Below are 19682 nucleotides of genomic sequence, written 5' to 3' on the forward strand. Positions count from 1 at the left end.
TTGAGCTACGACTCCTACCTCGGGTTGCACGTCGGCGACCGGGCGGCGCGGGACGCGGCGATCCGGCAGCGGGCCCGTCTGCTGACCGGTCTCGGGCTCGCCGGGCTGGAGCAGGACGACGAGTTCGACGAGTTCGCCGCCGAGGTGGCGGCACGGTTCGCCGCCGAGTTCGGCGAGGTCGCCGAGAGCCTGTACGCGATGGTCAACCTGATCAGCACCGAGCAGGTGTTCGCCGGTCTGCACAATCCGCCCGGCAAACCGCCGGTGGGTCGGACCATGAGCCGCGACCACGGGTTCTGCCCGGAGGTCGCCGACCGGGGCCGGGCGCTGGTGCTGTCGGACGTGCTCGCCGCGCCACGCTTCGCGTCCAATCACGTCGTGGACGCGATCGGCATCCGCACCTATGCCGGAGCCCCGCTGGTCGACCAGCACAGCGGCGTGGTCTTTGGCACCGTGTGCGTCATCGGCGACCACCGGATGCCCGACGAGACCGAACACGCCTCCCTCGCCCTCATCAAGGAACGCGGCGCGAGCCTGATGAGGCTCATCGAGCAGCGCACCGCGCTTCCTCGACCGGGCCGGTCCGGCGAGGAACACACCAGCAGCAACCCGCCCAGCGGCCGGGATCCAACCCTGGATTCGGATACCACCCGCATCCGGGGTGATTGAGGTCTGCCGGGCCCGATCACCCGGCAGCGATCCCACGAAGAAAGGGAATGGTGCTGTGTTCGAGACCGATGATCACCAGGAGCTACGCAGAGCCGTCCGCGCCTTCGCCGGGCGTGAGGTCGCGCAGCGCGTGGCCTGGATGGAGTCCACCCAGTCCGTCGATGTCGCGACCTCCACCTCGATCGCCCGGCAGGGGTGGATCGGGGTGACCATCCCCCAGGTGTACGGCGGTATGGGCGCCGGGCACCTGGCCAAGACCATCATCATCGAGGAACTGGCACGGGTGTCGGGCGCGATGGGCGCCATGGTCCAGGCCTCCCAGCTCGGTACCGCCAAGATCCTGCACTTCGGCACCGAAGAGCAAAAGCGGCTGTGGCTGCCGCAGATCGCGGCCGGGGATTGCCTGCCCACGATCGCGGTGACCGAGGAGGAGTCGGGCGGCAACGTGCTGACCATGCAGGCCACCGCCCGCCGCGACGGAGACTACTGGGTGCTGAACGGCCGCAAGCTCTACATCGGCAACTCTCACCTCGGCGGCCCGCACGGCGTCATCGTCCGTACCGGGCCCGTCTCGGCCGGGTCCCGGTCGCTGTCGGCGTTCCTGGTCGAGAACACCCGGGTCGGCCTGCACACGGTCAAGCACCAGCCGTCCCTGGGCCTGCACGGATTCAGCTTCGGCGACCTGGTCCTGGAGAATGTGCGGGTCCCGGCCGAGAACATGATCGGTGACGAAGGCGACGGCCTGAACGTCGCCTACAGCTCCAGCGTCCTGTACGGGCGCCCTAACCTGACGGCCGTCGCGCTGGGCATTCACCGGGCGCTGCTGGAGGAGACCGTCCAGTTCGCCACCCAGCGCCATCGCCGGGGCGAGCCGCTGGCCAAGCTGCCCACGGTCGCGCACCGGATCGGACAGATCAATGAGCGGGTGATGACCGCCCGCACCCTGGCCTACCAGGCCGCGCGCATGCTCGACCTCGGACACCCCTGCGATGAGGAGTTGATCAGCGCCAAGTACCGGGGCGTGGAGTCGCTGCTGGCGTCGGCCCTCGCAGCGATGAAGATCCACGCCGCCGCCGGGCTTCGCAAGGACCGGCCCCTGGAACGCCTGGTCCGCGACGCCTTACACATCGACGCGCCCGCCGGGACCGGCGACATCCAGCTGCACCGCCTGGCCGAGTCCGCGCTGGGCGAAGGCAAGGGCCAGTGGTCGCGGCACCTTGCCGCAGTGACCGCGCTACCGCCCTCAGACCAAGCCCGGGCACCGGAGCACGCCGCCTAGACGCCCTCCCCGCTTGCCGCGCCCGGGAAAGGGCTCACCCGCAGCCCACTGCGCCAGCCCCACCCAAGCCCTATCTGGGCGTACAGGAACCCTGTCCTCTAAACAAGGAACCCCCTGACGATGACCGATACGACACCACCGGCCCCTTCTACCGATCGGTGGGCCCACCAGCCTCTGGCCGTCGCCGCCATCACCGCGGCCTTGAGCGCGGGAGGCCGCGCTACGGGCGAGTCGGCGTGCGGAAGCGGCAAGTCGCGGATCGCGGCCCAGGCGGCGGCTCGATTGGCGCCCGATGGGCGGGTGCTGGTGACAGTGCCGACACTGGAGCTGGTCGCGCAGATGCTGGCGACCTTCGCCGAACACGGCGGGCCACTGGGCCGGGTGGTGGCGGTGTGCTCGGACGCCGAGGTGGTGTCGGTCGGCGAGGTTGAGCTGGGCGAGGCGGCGGTGACGACCGACCCCGCGCGTCTGGCCGAGCTGACCGATGTTCCGGGCCGGGTGACGGTGCTGTGCACGTATCAAAGCCTGGGCGTGCTGGCGGTTGCGCACGCCGAGTACCGGATGCCGAGCTGGGCCCTGGTGGTGATCGACGAGGCGCACCGCACAGCCGGCCGGGCCGGGCGGTCCTGGGGGCTGATCCATGACGACGTGGTCATTCCGGCCGCGCGGCGGCTCTACCTGACCGCGACCCGCAAGATTCTCGGCGCCAGCGGGGACGACACGGTCGTGTCCATGGACGATGAGAAGGTCTATGGGCCGGTGGTGTTCCGCTTCACCACCGCGCAGGGCATCGAGCGCGGACTGCTGGCCGACTACGAGCTGCTGGTCGTCGTGGTCACCGACGAGCAGGTCCGTGCGCTGGCCAGCGACGAGGACCGTCTGCTGCGGGTCGGTGCCACCACGATCAGTCCGCGGGCGTTGGCCACCCAGGTCGCGGTCCTGCGGGCCGCCCGTGACTACGGCATCCGTGCCGCGATCACCTTCCATAACCGGATCGCCGACGCCCGGGCGTGGGCGGCCGCGCTGCCGCACGCGTGGAAGTTGATGCCCGCCGATCAGCGTCCGCCCGCGGTGTCGGCGCTGCACGTCCACGGCGGCCAGGCCATCGGCGAGCGCCGCCGGGCCCTCGGCAGCCTCCGCGGCGCCCATCACGACGGGGGTGATCTGGTCCGGGTGGTGTGCAACGCGCGGGTGCTGACCGAGGGCGTGGACGCGCCCGCGGTCGACGCGGTGGCATTCATCGACCCGCGCGACAGCATGATCGACATCGTGCAGGGCATCGGGCGGGCGTTGCGCACCGGTGGCCGCACCGACAAGGTCGCTCGGGTCATCGTCCCGGTGCTGCTGGGCCCCGAGGAGGACCCGCAGTCGGCGCTGGACGGGTCGGCCTATGCCCAGGTGTGGCGGGTGATCCGGGCGCTGCGCGCGGTCGATGGCCGGCTGGCCGTCCGGCTGGACACCGCCCGGCAATGGCTGGGACAGACTCGCCCCACCGACGCGGACACGCAAACCGATACCGACGATCAAACCGGTGATGACGGCCAGGAGGATCCGCTGGAGCTGTGGGACTGGCTAAAGGTCAGCGGTGTGCCCGTCCCCGAACAGTTCGCCCGCGCCATCCAGGTCCGCGCCGTGCGGGGCGCCTCACCCTCGTGGCTGGAGTTCTACGGCCTGGCCAAGGCCCACTACCAGGCCCACGGGAACCTTGAGATCACCGTCGACCACCAAACCCCCGACGGCACGAAACTGGGCGAATGGGTCCGTAACCAGCGCCGGCACCGCGCCCGGCTCGACTCGCGGCAGATCGAGCTGCTGGAGGAGATCGGGCTGGAGTGGGACAGCCCGATCAATCGGTCCTGGCGCAAGGGCGTCGCCGCGGCCCGCGCCTTCGCCGCCGCCCACGACAACTCGCTGCGTGATGTTCCCAAGTCCTGGGAGCACGACGGCGTGCAGCTGAGCCGCTGGCTCACCACCCGGCGCCGCGAGCTGCGGGCCGGGAAGCTGGCCGACCGGCGCCGCGCCGAGCTGGACGCGATCGATCCGACCTGGCACCTCAGCAGCGCGGAGGTCTGGGAACGGCACTACGACACCGCCCGCGCGTTCCACGCCGAGCATGGGCACCTGCGCCCGGACCCCGACTACCGCACTCCCGAGGGCGTGGACCTTCCACGCTGGCTGGAGGTGCAGCGCAGACTGCGCGTCGGCGGCGTTTTGGCCCGGGAGCGGGAAGACCGCCTCGCCGCCATCGACATGCCCTGGACGTTGAAACAGGAGGACTGGCGGCGCGGGCTGGCCATCGCCACCCAGTACGTCACCGAACACGGCAACCTCGACGTGCCCACCAACGGCGACTACGACGGGTTCCCGCTGGGGGCCTGGTTGCAGAACCACCGCAAGCAGGTGGGCACCGGCCGCCTGCGCGCCGAGCGGATGCAAGCACTCAACGCCCTCGATCCCGCCTGGCACACCCGCCGAAGTACACACGCGCGCTGGGACAGCAAATACCAGGCCGCCCGTGACTACGTCGACAAGCACGGTCACCTTCCCCGACGCGGCAGCCCGGCCCCCGAAGGCATCGACTTCCGCAAATGGCTCGTGCAGCAACGCCAAGACGCCCGGAGCGGGCGGCTGGCGGCCGACCGCATCGCCAAGCTCGACGCCCTCGATCCGAACTGGCGCATCGACGCCCGCGCCAACCAGAAAGAAAGCTGAATAGATGATCAAGTTCAGTGAAGGCGCGGTGTCGAGCAACGGCGATCAGCGACACCGGACAGCTGGTCCCGGCGTCCGCCACCGCCAACCGACACACCAGCACCCGACCGGGTGAGCCGCCGCACGCCAGCCCGCCCCGTGGCGAGCCAGCCCATGCGGCCTCGGCTCGGCCGTGGCGCCGCACCTGCCCCCAGGGCAAACGTGGACCACCAAACGAGTACTCGCAACGCCGTCCCTCTTGCCGAAACCAGATGGCCGCTCCGTCCCCGCCCTCATCCACGTCGGCCGCTTTCCGGCGGCCCAGCCAGCGCGCCCCAATTCTGATCACCGCTTGGAGAGAACTATGAGGAACCCCGCCGAAATCGGCGACTGCCCATACCGCACCGGCGACCAGCATGCGGACCTGTGCCCGGCACCCCGGCTTTCCGCGAATCGCCGGGACGCTTCCCAAAGCCCAGCCATCGAACTGCTGCTGTCAGCCCCCGACGACCAGCTGGGGTCGTGCGCGGACCCGTTGCTCCGTGCCTCCACCCGCCTGCGCGCCTGGGTGACCAACCTGGCCACGGCGGTGCGCCGATCCCAGTCCCCGCTGACCCGCCGAGCACGGCACAAGCGGGCCCGGAGGTGAACCCGGGGGGCCAAGCCGCCACGACGGCCCAGCCCCGCCGCCGTTCTGTCGGTGGTATTCGCCCGCGGGCGCTTCCAACACCCGTCACCGGCAGCATCGGCCGCCGCCAAAGCCGAGCATCGCCCAGTCCACGAAACGGAGCCATGTCGTATGCCGAGTTCCCGACCGACGCGCCAGGGCATCATCCGCGCGCAATGCCAGAACATCATCACCACCGCCGTCAACGGTGATGCTCTCGGCGCGTACGAGGCCTTCGCCGTAATGCAGCATCGGCGCGACTTCCCCGAGATCGGGCCGATCATGGCGGAGGCCTTCATCGAGATCATCCAGCGTTGCTGTCGAGCTCTGGGCGCCGTCACCGACGGCGATGTCCCCGACGTCGCCCGTTTCCTGGTCGACGAGCGCAAGAGCATCGCTCGCGCCCGCGAGGCCGTGCCCAGCATGACGGCGCAGACCATGGTGGATGCCCGCCGGATCCATCGCGCCAACGCCCGCATCACCCAGGAGATGGTCGAAACCTACGCTACCCAAGGCCAGGACGAGGCCCGCATCCGCTACCAGCAACGAGCCGCGATCAAGAACGGCGCACAGGACCTGCTGATGATGCTGTGGGGCACGGCGATCAACGCGCAACGGCAGGAGCGAGCGGCCAAGGTCGGGCGGCGAGCGTGGACGGAGCTAGTGGCCGCACCGCGCCAGCCCGGCCGTCCGGTGCCGCGACGACCGCCGGTTCTGCTCTCCCTGCGAACATGGCGCCCCGGTGAGTCGCGATGACCAGGCCCGGGCATCACAACGACTTCACCGGCGATGTCCACGCCGTAGTACAAGCTGGCACGGTCCACGGCGGGGTGAACCTCACCACGCCCGTGCCGTATCCGGCCGCGATGCCCGTCCCGGCCCAGCTGCGCGCAGCGCCCGCCTGCTGGGCCGATCGCACCGATGAGCTGGAACTGCTGAACCGGTACGTCCAACCAGGCGCCCATCCCGACAGCAGCCAGACTCCCTGCACCACCGACCACCACGACACGCCAACGCTGGTGGTGATCACCGGTGCCGGAGGCGTCGGCAAAACCGCCCTGGCACTGCGGTGGCTGCACCAGCTCCGCCCCCAGTACCGCGACGGCCAACTATTCACCGACCTGCGCGGGTTCTCCGGCACCCGCCCGGCGCACCCCGGCGAGATTCTGGAACGGTTCCTGCGCGCCCTGGGCATCGGACCCGACCAACTCCCCCTCGCAGTCGACGAGCAGAGCGCCCTGTTTCGATCAGTCACCGCCGCGCGGCAACTGATCATCCTGCTCGACAACGCCGCATCCGCCGCGCAGGTCCGGCCACTACTGCCCGGCGTGGGCTCCAGCCTGGTCGTGGTGACCACCCGCCGGACCCTACCCGGACTGCGCGTCGAGGGAGCCCGCTACCTGGACCTTCACCCACTAGAAGAGACCGGCGCCCTACAACTGCTGCACAGCATCGCCGGCCGACCGCATCACCGACCAGGACGCCGCACGAACCCTGATCGGCCAATGCGGCCGACTGCCGCTCGCGCTGACCGCCTGCGCGGCGCACCTGGCCACCCATCCCCACACCTCCATCGCCCGGCTACTCATCCGCCTCGACAACGAACACACCCGTCTGGCCCAACTCCACACCATCCACGACGACCACCACGACCAGGAAGGCATGGACCCCACCATGAACGACCACGTCTCGGTACCGGCCGCGCTCACCACCACCTACAACGCCCTAACCGACGACGCAGCCAAACGGATGTACCGGCTGCTCAGCCTCCACCCCGGCCCCGACCTGGACGTCGACCTCGCCGCAGCCGCAGCCGCTCTTGAGCACCCACAGACCGAGCAACTGCTGGAAGCACTTGCCGACGCGCATCTCCTCCACCAGCACCGGCCGGGTCGGTACCGCTACCACGACCTCACCCGCCAGCACGCCCTGAACACGACCGAGACGACCGACCCCGAACCCGACCGGCATGCCGCCTTCGACCGCATCACCACCCGGATGCTGCAGGTCGCGGTCGCCGCCCAGCGGACCATCAACCCCCACCGCTGGTACCTGGGCCGGTACTTCACCCAGCCGCCCGTCAAGAACTTCTCCGACACCGTCGCGGCACTGGACTGGCAAGAGGCCGAGCGCGACAACCTGCTCGCTCTGCTCCACCACGCACACCTCCGCGGCGACTGCACCACCGCGTGGGAGATCGCCGAGGCGATGTGGGGGCTGTTCACCCACCGCAAGCACTACACGCACTTCGAGCAGTTCCACCGCAGCGGGCTGGCCGCCGCCGAAGACGCCCAGCACGTCCTAGCGCAGGCCCGAATGCTGGAAGGGCTGGCCGCTTACCACAACAACCGCGGCTCCCACACCGCCGCCATCACCCACGCCCAACGGGCCCTCGACCTAGAACGCCAAGCCGACCACCCGATTGGAGAAGCCTCCGCGCTGGACATGCTCGGCGTAGCACACATGATCGGCGGCCAGCTCGACCTGGCCGCCCAATCATTCACCCGAGCCCGCGACATCCACCACCAGATCAGCCATCACCGCGGGGTGGCGCTCATGACCCGCCACCTAGCCGAGGTCGCCGCCCGGACCGGCGACCACCTTCGCGCCATCGAGCAATACGACGAAGCCGTCAGCTACTTCGCCGCACACCGCGAGCCCTACCTGCACGCCCGCGCCCTCACCGGCCGAGCCAACAGTCACCTGCACCTTGGCCAACTCGACCACGCCGACACCGACCTACACGCGGCCCTCACCCTCACCCAGCAAGTCGGCGCCCAGCACGAAACCGCCAATATCCACACGTTCTTGGCCCGTCTCGCCGACCTTCGCGACGACCCCGCCACTCAAACCCACCACCTTGGCCAGGCGCTCGACCTCTACCTCAAGCTCGGCGCCCCACAAGCCACCCCAATCGCCGACCAACTCGCCCAACGATCCCCAGAGGTAGATGTAGATCCCGGCCGCCCCCCTACCGAGGAGCCCGATAGCCCATAGTCGGCGATCCGAGTGCACCCTTACGGCAAGGGCGACATCCACCCGACCACTGAACCCGGTCCTCATGCCGTCGCGCCCCTTGCGGCTGAATCCGGGGCACGGCCCCGGTCCAGGGGGATGGCCACCTCACCCCGCCGGGAGGCGTGGGACCTTTACGCTTCCGGCATGGTCGCCAAGCGCTCCAGTCCGAACCCCAAGAAGGACAAGGCCGCCCGGCGGCGTCGTCCGTCCCGTCCTCCGCTGAGTCCCGCGCGCGGCGGCACCGTCCTGACCGCCGCCGGTTTGGCAGAGGGGATGGTGCTGGCGAGCGGAGTACGGATCCGCGCGGCACGGCCGGACGACGTCGAGACCGTGCGCCGCCTGATCGCGCTGACGGGCAGCGGGGTCAACCTGGACGGTGCGCTTGCCGCTGCGGTGACGGAGGGGAGGCTCAGCGCCGCGGTGATGAAGGGGCTTGCCGAGGGCCCCGACGCGCTGACGTATGAGATGGCGGTGGCGGCCTCGCCGGAGGGCGAAGGGTCAGTGGAGGAGCTCGTCATTGGGCTGACGTGCGTCCTTGTCGCTGAACACCCGGGAGTCGGCGTGGTTGGCACGCTGCTGGCCTTGCCGCCAGCGCGGATGCTGTCGAACATCGGCATCCCTGACATGGAGTCGCTGGTCGGCCTGCTGAAGGTGGTCAAGCTCAAGGCCGTGGCTGTCGATCCCGCCCACCGTGGGGCCAGGATCGCTGCAGCTCTCATCGCCGCCTGCCGCCAGCTCTACACCCTGCTCGGCTACCTGCTGCTGTACGGCCAGTTCGAGGTTGGGAGCGGACTGGAGACCTACTACCAGCGGCAGGGCCTCACGGTGCTCAAGGAGGGCCAGGGCGTCCCGCTGACCATGTTCAGCGTCCCGGCCGCGATCTACACCGAGCCAACAGAACGATTCTTCGCCTGCGACCTCGCCTGACTGATCTGGAGGAGGAACCGCCTGCGCGCCGTGGCCGTCATAGAATCCCGAACACGCTTGACGGGTTGAAGGAGTTCGATCCCCCAATGTCCACCGCTGACCGCCGTGGCGGTCGTGTCGATCGCGAGCGGCTCGGGCGCGTTGTCACCGTGCTGAGCTCGGTTTGCGCTGCGGTGTTTGGCGCGGCCGCCGGATACGCGGACTCCCCGGATCTCCGGGCGGGCCTGGTGACGCTAGTGGCTTTGAGCGCGGCAGGGGCCGCGCTCCCTCTCAAAAAAGTCTCTAATGTCCGTTTCCCCCAGCGACCCGACGCGATGCGTGCTGGATAGTCGGTTCATACCCGATCACCCTTTTTGGATGATTCTGTGCGATTTGATCGGGATTAGGTGGCTGGATGGCCGGGGCCCCTGCCCGGCGGGGCTGGGCAGGGGCTGAGGGTCTCAGTCGATCTCGTGGGCGGCGAGCTCCGCCAAGCGAAAGATCCTCTTGACCTTCATGCGGTCGCGGTGGAGAGCCGGTGGGCGTGTGCAGTCTGCACAAAGGGTGGAGGGTGTAGTGGCCCTGGCGTTCATCGGCGGGGACGCCGATAGCGTTGATGGCAATCTCCTGCGGTCGCGGTGGACATCGAGCGTGGTGAGATCGTCCTGCAGCTGCGGAAGGCCGAAACGGCCGTCGAGCTCGGTGGGGTGTTCGGTGGTCTTCCCGAGCATGAGACGCGAGGCCGTCTTCCTGCGCGGATGATCCCGCGGCTGCGGGCCGCACTTGATCGACTGGAGGAACTGGACAGCGCACACGCTCCCGCTGCCGACGCCTGAGGGCTGGGTCGAGCTCTTCGCTGGTGCCGACCAGGTTTTGCGTCATCTGAAGCTGCGGGACCGGTATGCGGTCGATACGGAGGACGAGCGGTAGCTCAGGTGGCGGGAGACGGCCATTACCCGGTGGTGGAGAAACGCGTTCTGGGCGGCGGCCGGGTCGGCGGTGCGGCGGGGAGTGGTGATGGAGCGGGCGAGGGTGGTGTCGCGGCCGGTGTCGGAGTACATCATGTTCGAGCACGCGGTGACGGTGCAGACCCTGAAGTTCGGTGAGCGGGTGCGGTGGATGTGGCGGTCGGACGCTCCTGCCCGGCAACGATTCCTGGCTGGTCGACGACCGCAGGGTGATGTTCAACCTGTTCGATGGGGACGGCCGACCCACGGCCGTGCAGCTGGCCGAGGAACGGCGTGCGGTGCAGGCGTGCGCGGGGGCATTCGCCGCGCTGTGGGAACGTGGCGTCGATCACGCCGATTTCGTGATCTGACCCGTGTCCTTGCCGGTGTGATGCCCAGTTCTCCGTCCTCGTCTGCTGATGCTGCGAGGAAGGCTCTAGGTAACGAACTGCGTAGGATCCGGCTGGCCACGGGCCTGTCCGCGGTGGCGTTGGCGCAGGCGACAGATGCAGTGTGCAGCAGGGCATGACATCGCACGAAGGTCTCCAAACTCGAGCACGGCGTTACAGCCCTGACGCCGGAGGACATCCGGGTCTGGTGTCAGATTTGCGGTGTGCCCGAGCGAGCTGAAGGGCTGATCGGGCAGCGCAACGCGGTGCCCACCCGAGTGCGGGTGCGGGCGAGACCTCGGGTCAGGGCGATGCTAGAAAGCGGCGTCCGCACCGATCCGGTTCGCCGGAGCTCATTGCGTCATCGCCAAGAGCGGACTCTCGACGTTCCGCCGCCGGCCGGTACACCTATCGGATCAAGTCTGCCAGTGGGTTCAGCACACCTCGATAGTCCAGCGTGGCTATCACACCATTTAGCGGATCCACACTCGAGAACCGAGCAGAGTCCGCACTTGATGCTGCAAAAATCAAGTGAGACTCGCCGGTGTGTCCTCCTACTCTTTCGTTTCCAGCGGCGCTTTCGCGTTGCGCTCCGTCGGGGGCGTAATGAAGGGATGCTCTGACAGCGTCTTGTGGACCTCGTGGCGCCATCCATCCTTGAGATCGCCAACCTGCAGGAACAGGTCGGCGACGACGCTGAGAAACCGTCGTTCGTCAGTTAGCGGGATGTCTGGAGCGGGATGCGGCCGGTGCTGCTTGACGACCGACGGTCCGGCCGGAACGAGGTCGAGTATGAGGTCGAGGGTGCAGGCCCGTACGCCGCGCTTTGCGTGGTCGGTTTCGTTTTCACTGTGCACCATCTCGCAGCCCACGGCGCGCAGGCCGGCGCTTTGCAGCGCGCCAAAGACGGCGGCCCAGGCGCGTGGGCTTCGGTTGGCGTAGCTGAAGATGAGGTGTCCGTCCGGTCGAAGTGTCCGGCGAGCCTCTTTGAAGATGCGGCCGAGCAGTGCCTCGTAGGCACCGTCGTCAACGAGTTGGCCGGTGGCGCTGTTGACCACGGCTTCGCCGGTGAGTGTCTCGTTGGTGAGTTTCTCGTTCGCGAGGCGAGCCCATGCGCGCAAAGGGCCGGACAGTTCTGCGTACTGGACATCGTCGTGATACGGCGGATCGGTCAGCACCAGATGAACCGAGTCCGATGGCAGGACCATCTGCTCGCTGCTGCCCTCGACAACCCGAACGTCCCACGCGTTCATGGCCTCGACCGGTGTGTTGCTAATGAGGGGGCCTTGGACGTGCAACTCACGGCCGGTTTTCTCATGGAGCCAGGCCGCGGATTTGACGAGTTGGTTGAGGCGTCGCAGGACGGTTCCGCGGCCGCGGCCAACGCCGCCCCAGACGTTGGGCTCGACGGCGAGGGTCGTGAGGTTGAATCGATGGCCTGCCATCGATTCAAAGCTCTTGAGGTAGAACCGGTCCCATCGCGATAGGTGCCCGGCCATTTCTGCGCTGCCGACGACGGCCAGTTCTGTCGCACGCACGACTGCGGGATCATTGGAGCAACTGCCTGCCAGTTTGAGCATTCGCTCCAGCATGTGTCGCTGCCGGTCCGGGTACAGGTCCTGCCAGCGCCGGAAACCGTGACGGATGAGCACGCTTGTTTCTTGGCCGGGCGGAACTGGTCCCAGATCCTGAACCGGCCTCCACTCACCCGAGTCAGCCTTCTCCCGTTCGGCGTCGGTCGGAATGTCGACTTCACGGGCGGTGCGGCTGGATCGATCGACGAGGATGATTTCCCATCGCCAGGTCTTAGCGCGATCGGCGAGGCGGTCTGCCTTACCGCATTCGCAGGTGATCGTTCGCTTCGGCGTGTAGGTGGCTGTCGGCTCGACGAGGACGTGGCAAGTCGGACAGCGTCGACGTTTGTCGGACTTGGCCGAGAAGAGATGGCCACGCCGACATGCCATCCACGCGTCGGGATTTCGGCTCTCTTTGCGGACACGCAGGGAAACGAGCGCGTGGGGGAACATGCGCGCCCGCCTGCCGCAACCGGTGCATTCGCCCGTTGCCACCCGGATCGTGTGGGAGACGACTCCTCTGGTGCCATCGGTGAGGGTTGTCCCGTAGGCGGCTTCGACCTCGGTGTGGACCCACTGCTCAATCGTCGACGCCGCCTCGCGAAGTTTCTCCGGCGCGGGTAGACCGAGCATTGCTGTGAGTCCGGCGGCCGGCCAGGGGTTGAGGTCCTGAGCGTAAACCTGATGACCTCTCGCGACGGCTGCCAGCGGGATCACACCACCGCCAGCGAACATGTCAGCCACGAGGAGCCGGCCAGGCATCATGTCGTTGAACGCCTCGATGACCGCACCATTGACAGCGCTGGTCCGCCGGGCCCACCAGCGATAGGTACTGACCGGGGGAAGATGGATTTCCCGGTTGCGGCTTTCGGCTCGCGCTTCCGTACTGACCTTCAGGTAGTCGAGCCCGCCGAGAGGGCTGCGAAGTGGTTCATGCTCCGGCGAGGACGGGACCGACGTTGGCGGGTCGGTCGTTGGGGCCGTCATCGCGGTCATTGTCCTATGTTCGCTCATTCAACCGTCAGTGCGCGTGTTTCACATACGTGCAGGTGCAGGAACGCGTGTCGTGTACCCGGACAACCGATCATGTTACAGCGCTGTTTGCCCGATCGGGAGTCAACGGCCTGCTGGTTCAGCCGGTTCATTCGGTTTTCTCAGCGGCAGACCAGGCCGCAGACATTGGGCACTGATCGTGATCCGACATGACGCCCAGCGGCCTCGAAGCTGGCCTCCGTCTACAGGCGGGTCTGCGGGAAGTGCCGCGGCGAAGTCGCTGTGGGTGAGCCATCCGGCGACCCGCATGACCGGTTCACGGATGGTGGGATCATGGTCCCGCCGGGTGACCACCAGCGACCAGCGCGGATCACATTGGGCGACAGTGGCCTCGTTCCGGCTGATGAAGAACTCGACCCAGCCTGGTGGTGCCGAGGTCGCCTTGACCTCGAGCCGGTGACGTTGGCCAGCGGCGTCGGGACTGGCGATGTCGTAGCCCAACGTGTCGTCGATCAAGCTGACCTGGGCTACATCGGGGAGCATGTGCTTCATGCCCGCGTTGCGCAGATGGGTCCGGCATGCCTCGAGTACCGCCTGCTCACCTTCGTCCCCGAACTCCTGCAACACTTGAAGATCAACCTCCCGGGCTGCGGCAAGCAGCAACGCGTCGCGTTCACGCACATCCTCGAAGGTCGAGGCAAGCGCCATGGCGACGTCGTACGGCACGAGTTCCCAGCGGACCTCGTCGGTTGTCGCCATCTGAGCCAGCCACGCCTCGCGCTGGTCAGTCAGAATCTTGAAAAGTAGAGCCTCTACAAACGTGTCCACCGGCAGCCGGGCCATGGCCAACAGATCATCGGCAGGGATGACGAGGTGTCCCTGAGTTGTTAGCAAGCCCGCGCGGGCGAGCAAGCGTTCACCCTCGGCGAGACTGCGGTGGTCGTGCAGTGCGCCCGTTGCGAGGCTCCGGTAGCTCCTGTCAAGGGCGTGCCGGGGCTCGCCGTCCCGTTTGAGTAGCCGCGCGACATAGAAGGCCGCCTGGAGATGACGGTGACTCGGATGGACTGGTAGCGGCTCGGGCGGCACCGTTGCTCACTGTTCCTGGCCGTTGATATGGGCAAGCAGCGCGGCCATGTCCGCATCGGTCTCGATCGGTGGTCCGTAGTCCTCGTCGTCGGGCAAGGACATCCGTACAAGTTCCTTGTCATCCAAGGCGCGGGCAAGGTTAGTAGCCTTGTCCCGGATCCGGGTGTCGACGACCTGATCGACGGTGTCACTCGTGATCATGAAGAGTAGCGTCGTGCGCTGGTTTGGATCCATACCGAGCCGATGGATGCGGTCGATGCTCTGCAGGTAGTGGCCAGCGTTGAAGGTCCTATCGAAGTAGACCGCGTCATGGCAGTCGTGGTGAAGGCTGACGCCCTCACTCATTGCCGCCGGGTTGGCCAGCAGTACCTTGCATTCGTCATCCTTCCGGAAGCGCCGCAGCTCCGACTCGCGGGTGATGGTCGCGTTCGGCGCGCTCGTGATGGATGGAATTCCGCCATGGATAATGGCGGGCTGGTACTCGGCCAGCCACCGTTTCAGGCCTTCCAAGTTCGAGACGAAGTTCGACCACACCAGAGTCTTGCGGGGACCGGCTGGATCGGCAACGTTCTGAGCGATGATCTCCCGCAGGCGGGCAAACTTGGGGGGTGTCTCATAGCGGCCGTAGCCGACGATCATCTCCCACAATCGGCTCCCGGGCTCGACCGGCAACGGTGGATGGGCGAACTCGCCGGGCAGGTCACGTGATCCGACCGCGAGCAGCTGAGGGTTGCTCGCGGCCTCGAGCAGGTACATGACTATGGTGCCCATGCGCGCCAGCTCAACGCGGTCGTTCATTGACATGCGCAGCATGCCGGCATAGCGATCGCGGAGACTTGAGTAGATCTCGCGCTGCAGACCGCTCAAGGGGACCACGACTCGTCGCAGAGAAGGCGGCGGCAGCTCCAACTCCTTCTTCGTCGTGCGCACGAAGAGCGGCCGGATGGCCCGGTTGGTTGCGTGGAGCGCGTCCGGCTGAGGATTCGTCGTCAACGCCTCGGCCGGAAGGATCCGCCGTGCCTGTCCTGGCCATAGAAACTCGTACAGGGCGACGAAGTCCTGCACCGACTGCGGGGCGGGAGTTCCAGTCAGAACATCCCGCCGGGAGGCGGAGAACGCAAGGTCGAGACACGCGCTGCCGTGCTGGCCGACACGGCCCGCCTTCATCCGGTGTGCCTCGTCGAGCAACACCAAGGTCGGCCGTTTCCGGACCCACTTTGTAAGATCTTTGAGGTTTGCCGCCAAGCGGTGATAGTTGACCAGCAGGATCTCGGCGTCCCGGCTGTCGGGTGTCCCGAACACCTTGACGAGTGGTGCCCGGCCCGGCGTGAAGCACTCCTCGACTTCGGTCTGCCAGGCGTCGAACGCCGAAAGCGGGGCTACGACCAGGAGCTGCTCGATCCTTCCGGCGTGGCGCTCTGCTTCGTAGACGGCGTATGCCACGGTTGTTTTGCCAGCGCCGGGCACAGAGAAGTTCGCGCCGTGCGCGAGACCGAGCAATTTGGCGGCGTCGCGAAGCTGGAACGGCTTGAGTGGCCTCGCGAAGCGGCTGCCGTCAAGCCTGCGCTGCAAGTCATTTTCGGATATCCGTGTGTTGACCTCGCGGCGCGCATGTTCGAGCTGCCTACGCTCCCGCTTGATCGTGGAGATGATCGCTTCGGCGGCAGGCTCCCATGCGATGGCGACGTTGTAGCGGCGGCAAGCCGGACCCAGCCAGCCGATGTTTTCGCGGAATCTTTCGAGCGGCACCCGGACGGAGCGCGCAGGGTCGCCGTCGTATCCCCACTCGACCCGCAGTTGGCCCCAGAACACGGCCGGTACGGCGCCGACCTTCTGGGCGAGGACTACATTCGCCGCTGGGTCGAAGTCGAGCGAGATGGCGGGGCCGTCGGTCACAGTCGATTCTCCGCGGCGGCGAACCCGCGTTCTGCCAGGTAGTGCAGTAGCTCGTCGTGCGAGCGCAGGTAGGCTTCAAGGGCCTGTTCGAGCGCCGCCGGGTCCGGCTGATCGCCGTCGTCCTCAAGCTCGTCGTACGCACGGCGTACTCGGTCGCATGCGGCGCCAGCAGCGTTCAACTGTCGCCGTGGGGCGTCCAGGGCGTTCTGGCCCTGATCATCTTGCGCTTTGCTGTCGGCCGCCGTCTGCATAGCAGCCTTGACCGCGTCGAAGAATGTGTTCTTCGGCAATTTCGTGGTGCCCTCGTCGGTTGGCACCTCTACCTGTGTATCCCAGTCGGTGTCATCGTCAACCTTGCCGTGGCGGACGAGCACGTCAAACAGCGGCTGAAGAGTGACCTCACCATGGTGGTCAACAGGCGGGTCCTCGTCGAGATCATCGAGGATGGAAAGCCCTCCCAGGTCCGCGTGGGGAGCCACCTGTTGTCCAATCGCCAGGGCCTTCGCGGCAGCGCGTAGGTTCGGCTCTTCCTCGAACGCCGGGAGCACGTAGCTGTCCAGATACGACTCATCAATGTGCCGTACTCGGCGGTACTCCAACCCCGCGAGGAGGCCGGCGAGTTTCGCCTGCTTGACGCGGCGCGCTGCATCTGGCCCCTTGCGCGCCACCATCGTCCGGTACGACTCGTCGATCTCGATAAGCCTCTGCCGGTCGCCGTCGAAGTCCGGCCAGCGCAGCGCTCCATTGCTTGCTGCGATCAATTCCTCGATGATCTGCCGAAGCCGGTCCTCGGCCTCGACCTCATCGGCTGCTGCACGTCGATCCTTCGACGATGTCGGATCGTAGTGCGGCTTCATCTGCACGCCGATTTCGTCCGGTTTGAGCCCGGAGTCCAGCAGGTCCTTGATGAACAGCAGCTGATTCGTAAATGAGTACGGCTGCTGGTAGTTCAGACGCATCTGGAAGTTGAACTCGAGCTGCATGATCTCCGTGCTGTCGGCGTTATCCGGCAGCACCTGGACCTTTATGAATGAATAGGCCTTTTCGTACGGAAACTCCTTACGCAGGTCCCGCAGCGCGACCGCCCGGGTGTTGGCGTTGACCAGCACTCCCTCATGCGTGATTAGCCCTGGCTCGCGTTGCTTCTCATGGCGGATCAGGGCTTTGACCTCGTCGTATCCGCTGGTCTGCCGAATGAGGTCAGCCAGCAGCCGCTGCGCCTCGTCGCTGTGCGGATTGGTCTCGATGATGACACCGCCAGCCCCGAGGCTCTCGACCTGGGCGCGGACGCGGTGCGTACGGTGGTTGAGCAGTACATGCCCTACCGGGACGGCGACCACTGGCAGCATAATTTTCTCGCCGCGCCACTCAAACGGTCTGCGCTCGCTTTGGTCGGTGACCGCCGCCTTCGCTGCGGCAACGACCTCCCGCCGGGCGTGCTGGGTCAGCGGACTCATTAGCGGGCCTCCAGTGGATCGTCACCTGATGCGGCGGGCTGTGCATCGCTATTCTGCCCGGTAGGTATGACACTTTCTCCGGACGCGACCATCGCGCTGAGAGCGTCCGCCAACTCAGGGACTGTCCGCTCCGTGTAGATTCGCCCATAAAACGGACGAACGAGTTCGGCCGTGGTGTTCCGTTCCGCCCATCCCGGTCCCACCAACACCACACTGCAGGCGATGCCGAGGCGCGTCGGCAGCGTGCCAAGCCTAGCTCCGCTCTTCCTGGCCGTTCCACCGTCGCGTGCGACCGAGACGGCGACCGCGTGCGTCAGCGTCGCTGACTCCACCAGCACGGCGAGTTGCCCGCCCTCGTTGCGTCCGTCCTCCGCCGCAGCGAGGGAGTTGGCACCCACTCGCGTCAACAACTCCCGGGACGCCGCGTTCATCGAGAGCCGGTGGTAGGGCACCGACCGCTCGTCAAGCAACTGGCACAGCGAGGTCGTTACGGCGGCTTGCACCTTCTTGCCCGTGCTGCTTCTGTGAGCAACCCATGCACTGCCAACCGCTCGCTGGGTCAGCAGAAGCTCATACGGGACACCGTGGACCCGCATCTGCTCAACCAAGGCCCAGCCGCGCTCCCGTCCCGGCTCTTCGTCGACGTCAGGCAGCAGGTGTTCAACTGGCCGGGCCGGCTGAGCAGCCGGACTGCTCGCCGTCACTCGACCGGTGATGACCGCGTCGATGACGTCGAACACCGCCTTCAACTGGTCGTTCTTCCACTTGCCGCGTAGGTCGATGGGAACCGACACATCGCGGACCCTGGCCCGCAGATCCCGGTAGGACAAACCTGCTGCTACACAGAGCGCGGTCACGACGTTACAGTCGTCCTCTTGCGCAGCAATGACGGCGGCAAGCGTCACGCTCGCTAGGGTCCGAGTCGCGGTCCTACTGGCCAGCGCGTTGAGGGCGGCCCTGTACTGCGCCGGCCGCAAGATCTCGTCCAGCCCGAGAAGCTCCTGACTCGGATCGAGCTCCGACACCACCTCGGCCCGGCAGACCTGCCGAATCACCCGGCCAGCCAGCGCTTGGACATCGGCCGTCGACGCCTGATCCTCGATCGTCAGCAACGAAGCCAACAGGTTCGGCAGGTGGATCGGCCGAGACACGGCGCGTTCCTCACTGAGCCACGCCAGCGCATCCTTTGTCGACATTCTGCGGGTGACTTGCCTGACGTACGCCTCGGCATCTTGAAGCTCCAACCTAGATCCTTTCAAACGCACGAGACGATCACGAGGAAGCCCACCCGACAAGCACCATGATCGCCGACGTGGGGATGACAATCGGCAAGGTCGCCCGGCCGTTCCGATTCTGCCGTACGACGGTGAATACGTCTCCCACCGAAGGGCGGCATCGCACAAGCCTACGGGTCTGTCCAGTTAATGGCACCTCGCTGTGTTAAGCGGCGGCAAGCAGAGAGGTATCCAACTTGTTCGATCGGTTGCGTTGATCGCGGTCCGCAGCCAAGATCAACAAAGCCGTGGCCAGGATCGCCGAGTTACACCTGCCGCCCCCGGGCTGGCTCATTAACGGCGTACGTGCCGGCCACAGCCGCCGACGAGAGCGGCTCCAGAGAGATCTGCACCGCCGGAAGTTGGTTTGCCCTCCTGGCCGGTCTTCCCCCACCCGGACCTTCGAGGAGCACCATGACAGCCGTCTTCCGTCCAACTCGACACCGGCCAGGTCGTCATCGCCGTGGATCCGCACAAGGGCATCGTGGACCGCGGTGGCCGTTGATGCTCGAATGCAGCCCTTGGGCACTGTGCGCGTCCCGGTCAGCAAGGTCGGATACCGGCAGCTGCGGCGCTTCGCCGCCGCATGGCCGCAGGCTACCTGGGCCATCGAAGGCGCCCGTGGGCTAGGCGCGCCGCTCACCGCGCGGCTGACCGGCGAGAGCATCACCGTCCTCGATGTGGAGTCCACCGGGTTCGGTGAAGTCCGTGATGTGCCGACTTGTATTGGGTTCGGTTCGTGTTCGGGGTAGCTGCCCGTAGCGTGCCGTAGGACGCTGGGTGGGTTGGCTCGTGATGTGCCTGCCGAAGTTTGGCTCTCTCGGGGTGTGCCGCCC

13 protein-coding genes and 1 pseudogene are annotated in these 19682 nt (G+C 66.9%); 9 read left to right on the top strand and 5 right to left on the bottom strand.

Annotated elements, in window-relative coordinates:
• From E1264_RS10110 to E1264_RS46210, 8 genes and pseudogenes are all read left to right on the top strand, one after another.
• Nucleotides 1-669, top strand: coding sequence for a GAF domain-containing protein (locus E1264_RS10110; RefSeq protein WP_132171959.1), 669 nt, complete (start codon nucleotides 1-3; stop codon nucleotides 667-669).
• A gap of 55 nt (nucleotides 670-724) precedes the next feature.
• Nucleotides 725-1948, top strand: coding sequence for an acyl-CoA dehydrogenase family protein (locus E1264_RS10115; protein WP_243710846.1), 1224 nt, complete (start codon nucleotides 725-727; stop codon nucleotides 1946-1948).
• A gap of 120 nt (nucleotides 1949-2068) precedes the next feature.
• On the top strand, nucleotides 2069-4660 hold the full coding sequence (locus tag E1264_RS10120) for a DEAD/DEAH box helicase (protein ID WP_132171961.1): 2592 nt from the start codon (nucleotides 2069-2071) through the stop codon (nucleotides 4658-4660).
• Nucleotides 4661-5438: 778 nt separating this feature from the next.
• Entirely contained in the window at nucleotides 5439-6062 is a 624-nt protein-coding gene (locus E1264_RS10125; protein WP_132171963.1) for a hypothetical protein, read from the top strand.
• A 918-nt stretch (nucleotides 6063-6980) separates the two neighbouring features.
• Complete coding sequence (locus E1264_RS10130) at nucleotides 6981-8303, top strand: tetratricopeptide repeat protein (RefSeq protein ID WP_132171965.1); 1323 nt, start codon at nucleotides 6981-6983, stop codon at nucleotides 8301-8303.
• Between the two features lie 165 nt (nucleotides 8304-8468).
• Nucleotides 8469-9251, top strand: a complete 783-nt coding sequence (locus tag E1264_RS10135) for a hypothetical protein (protein WP_132171967.1) — start codon at nucleotides 8469-8471, stop codon at nucleotides 9249-9251.
• 617 nt (nucleotides 9252-9868) lie between these two features.
• A complete protein-coding gene (locus tag E1264_RS10140; RefSeq protein WP_207935830.1) occupies nucleotides 9869-10066 on the top strand; it encodes a hypothetical protein in 198 nt (65 codons plus the stop codon).
• 115 nt (nucleotides 10067-10181) lie between these two features.
• A pseudogene (locus tag E1264_RS46210) lies at nucleotides 10182-10548 on the top strand (DUF6879 family protein).
• 572 nt (nucleotides 10549-11120) lie between these two features.
• Here E1264_RS46210 and E1264_RS10150 read toward each other — a convergent pair.
• The 5 genes from E1264_RS10150 to E1264_RS10170 form a co-directional block, all read right to left on the bottom strand.
• Nucleotides 11121-13136 carry a hypothetical protein gene (locus E1264_RS10150; RefSeq protein ID WP_132171969.1) on the bottom strand — a complete coding sequence of 672 codons (2016 nt, stop codon included), beginning with the start codon at nucleotides 13134-13136 and terminating at the stop codon, nucleotides 11121-11123.
• A 120-nt stretch (nucleotides 13137-13256) separates the two neighbouring features.
• Nucleotides 13257-14045 (bottom strand): DUF3883 domain-containing protein, encoded by a 789-nt coding sequence (locus tag E1264_RS10155; protein WP_132171971.1) that lies wholly within the window; start codon nucleotides 14043-14045, stop codon nucleotides 13257-13259.
• A 180-nt stretch (nucleotides 14046-14225) separates the two neighbouring features.
• Complete coding sequence (locus tag E1264_RS10160; RefSeq protein ID WP_132171973.1) at nucleotides 14226-16115, bottom strand: DEAD/DEAH box helicase; 1890 nt, start codon at nucleotides 16113-16115, stop codon at nucleotides 14226-14228.
• Complete coding sequence (locus tag E1264_RS10165) at nucleotides 16112-17572, bottom strand: hypothetical protein (RefSeq protein WP_132171975.1); 1461 nt, start codon at nucleotides 17570-17572, stop codon at nucleotides 16112-16114. The genes E1264_RS10160 and E1264_RS10165 overlap by 4 nt, the downstream gene beginning before the upstream one ends.
• Complete coding sequence (locus E1264_RS10170; protein WP_132171977.1) at nucleotides 17572-18816, bottom strand: hypothetical protein; 1245 nt, start codon at nucleotides 18814-18816, stop codon at nucleotides 17572-17574. The genes E1264_RS10165 and E1264_RS10170 overlap by 1 nt, the downstream gene beginning before the upstream one ends.
• Nucleotides 18817-19367: 551 nt before the next feature.
• On the opposite strand from E1264_RS10170, the gene E1264_RS10175 reads away from it, so the two are divergent.
• Complete coding sequence (locus E1264_RS10175; RefSeq protein ID WP_132171979.1) at nucleotides 19368-19598, top strand: hypothetical protein; 231 nt, start codon at nucleotides 19368-19370, stop codon at nucleotides 19596-19598.
• The last annotated feature ends 84 nt before the right edge of the window (nucleotides 19599-19682 follow it).

Origin of the sequence: Actinomadura sp. KC216 (genome assembly GCF_004348535.1) — a bacterium.
Taxonomy (GTDB): domain Bacteria; phylum Actinomycetota; class Actinomycetes; order Streptosporangiales; family Streptosporangiaceae; genus Spirillospora.

What these genes read in the sequence shown, in the direction of transcription:
- E1264_RS10125 (WP_132171963.1), top strand. Translation starts at nt 5,439, where the DNA reads ATGCCGAGTTCCCGACCGACGCGCCAGGGCATCATCCGCGCGCAATGC.
- E1264_RS10150 (WP_132171969.1), bottom strand. Translation starts at nt 13,136, where the DNA reads ATGACCGCGATGACGGCCCCAACGACCGACCCGCCAACGTCGGTCCCG.
- E1264_RS10130 (WP_132171965.1), top strand. Translation starts at nt 6,981, where the DNA reads ATGAACGACCACGTCTCGGTACCGGCCGCGCTCACCACCACCTACAAC.
- E1264_RS10135 (WP_132171967.1), top strand. Translation starts at nt 8,469, where the DNA reads ATGGTCGCCAAGCGCTCCAGTCCGAACCCCAAGAAGGACAAGGCCGCC.
- E1264_RS10120 (WP_132171961.1), top strand. Translation starts at nt 2,069, where the DNA reads ATGACCGATACGACACCACCGGCCCCTTCTACCGATCGGTGGGCCCAC.
- E1264_RS10165 (WP_132171975.1), bottom strand. Translation starts at nt 17,572, where the DNA reads ATGAGTCCGCTGACCCAGCACGCCCGGCGGGAGGTCGTTGCCGCAGCG.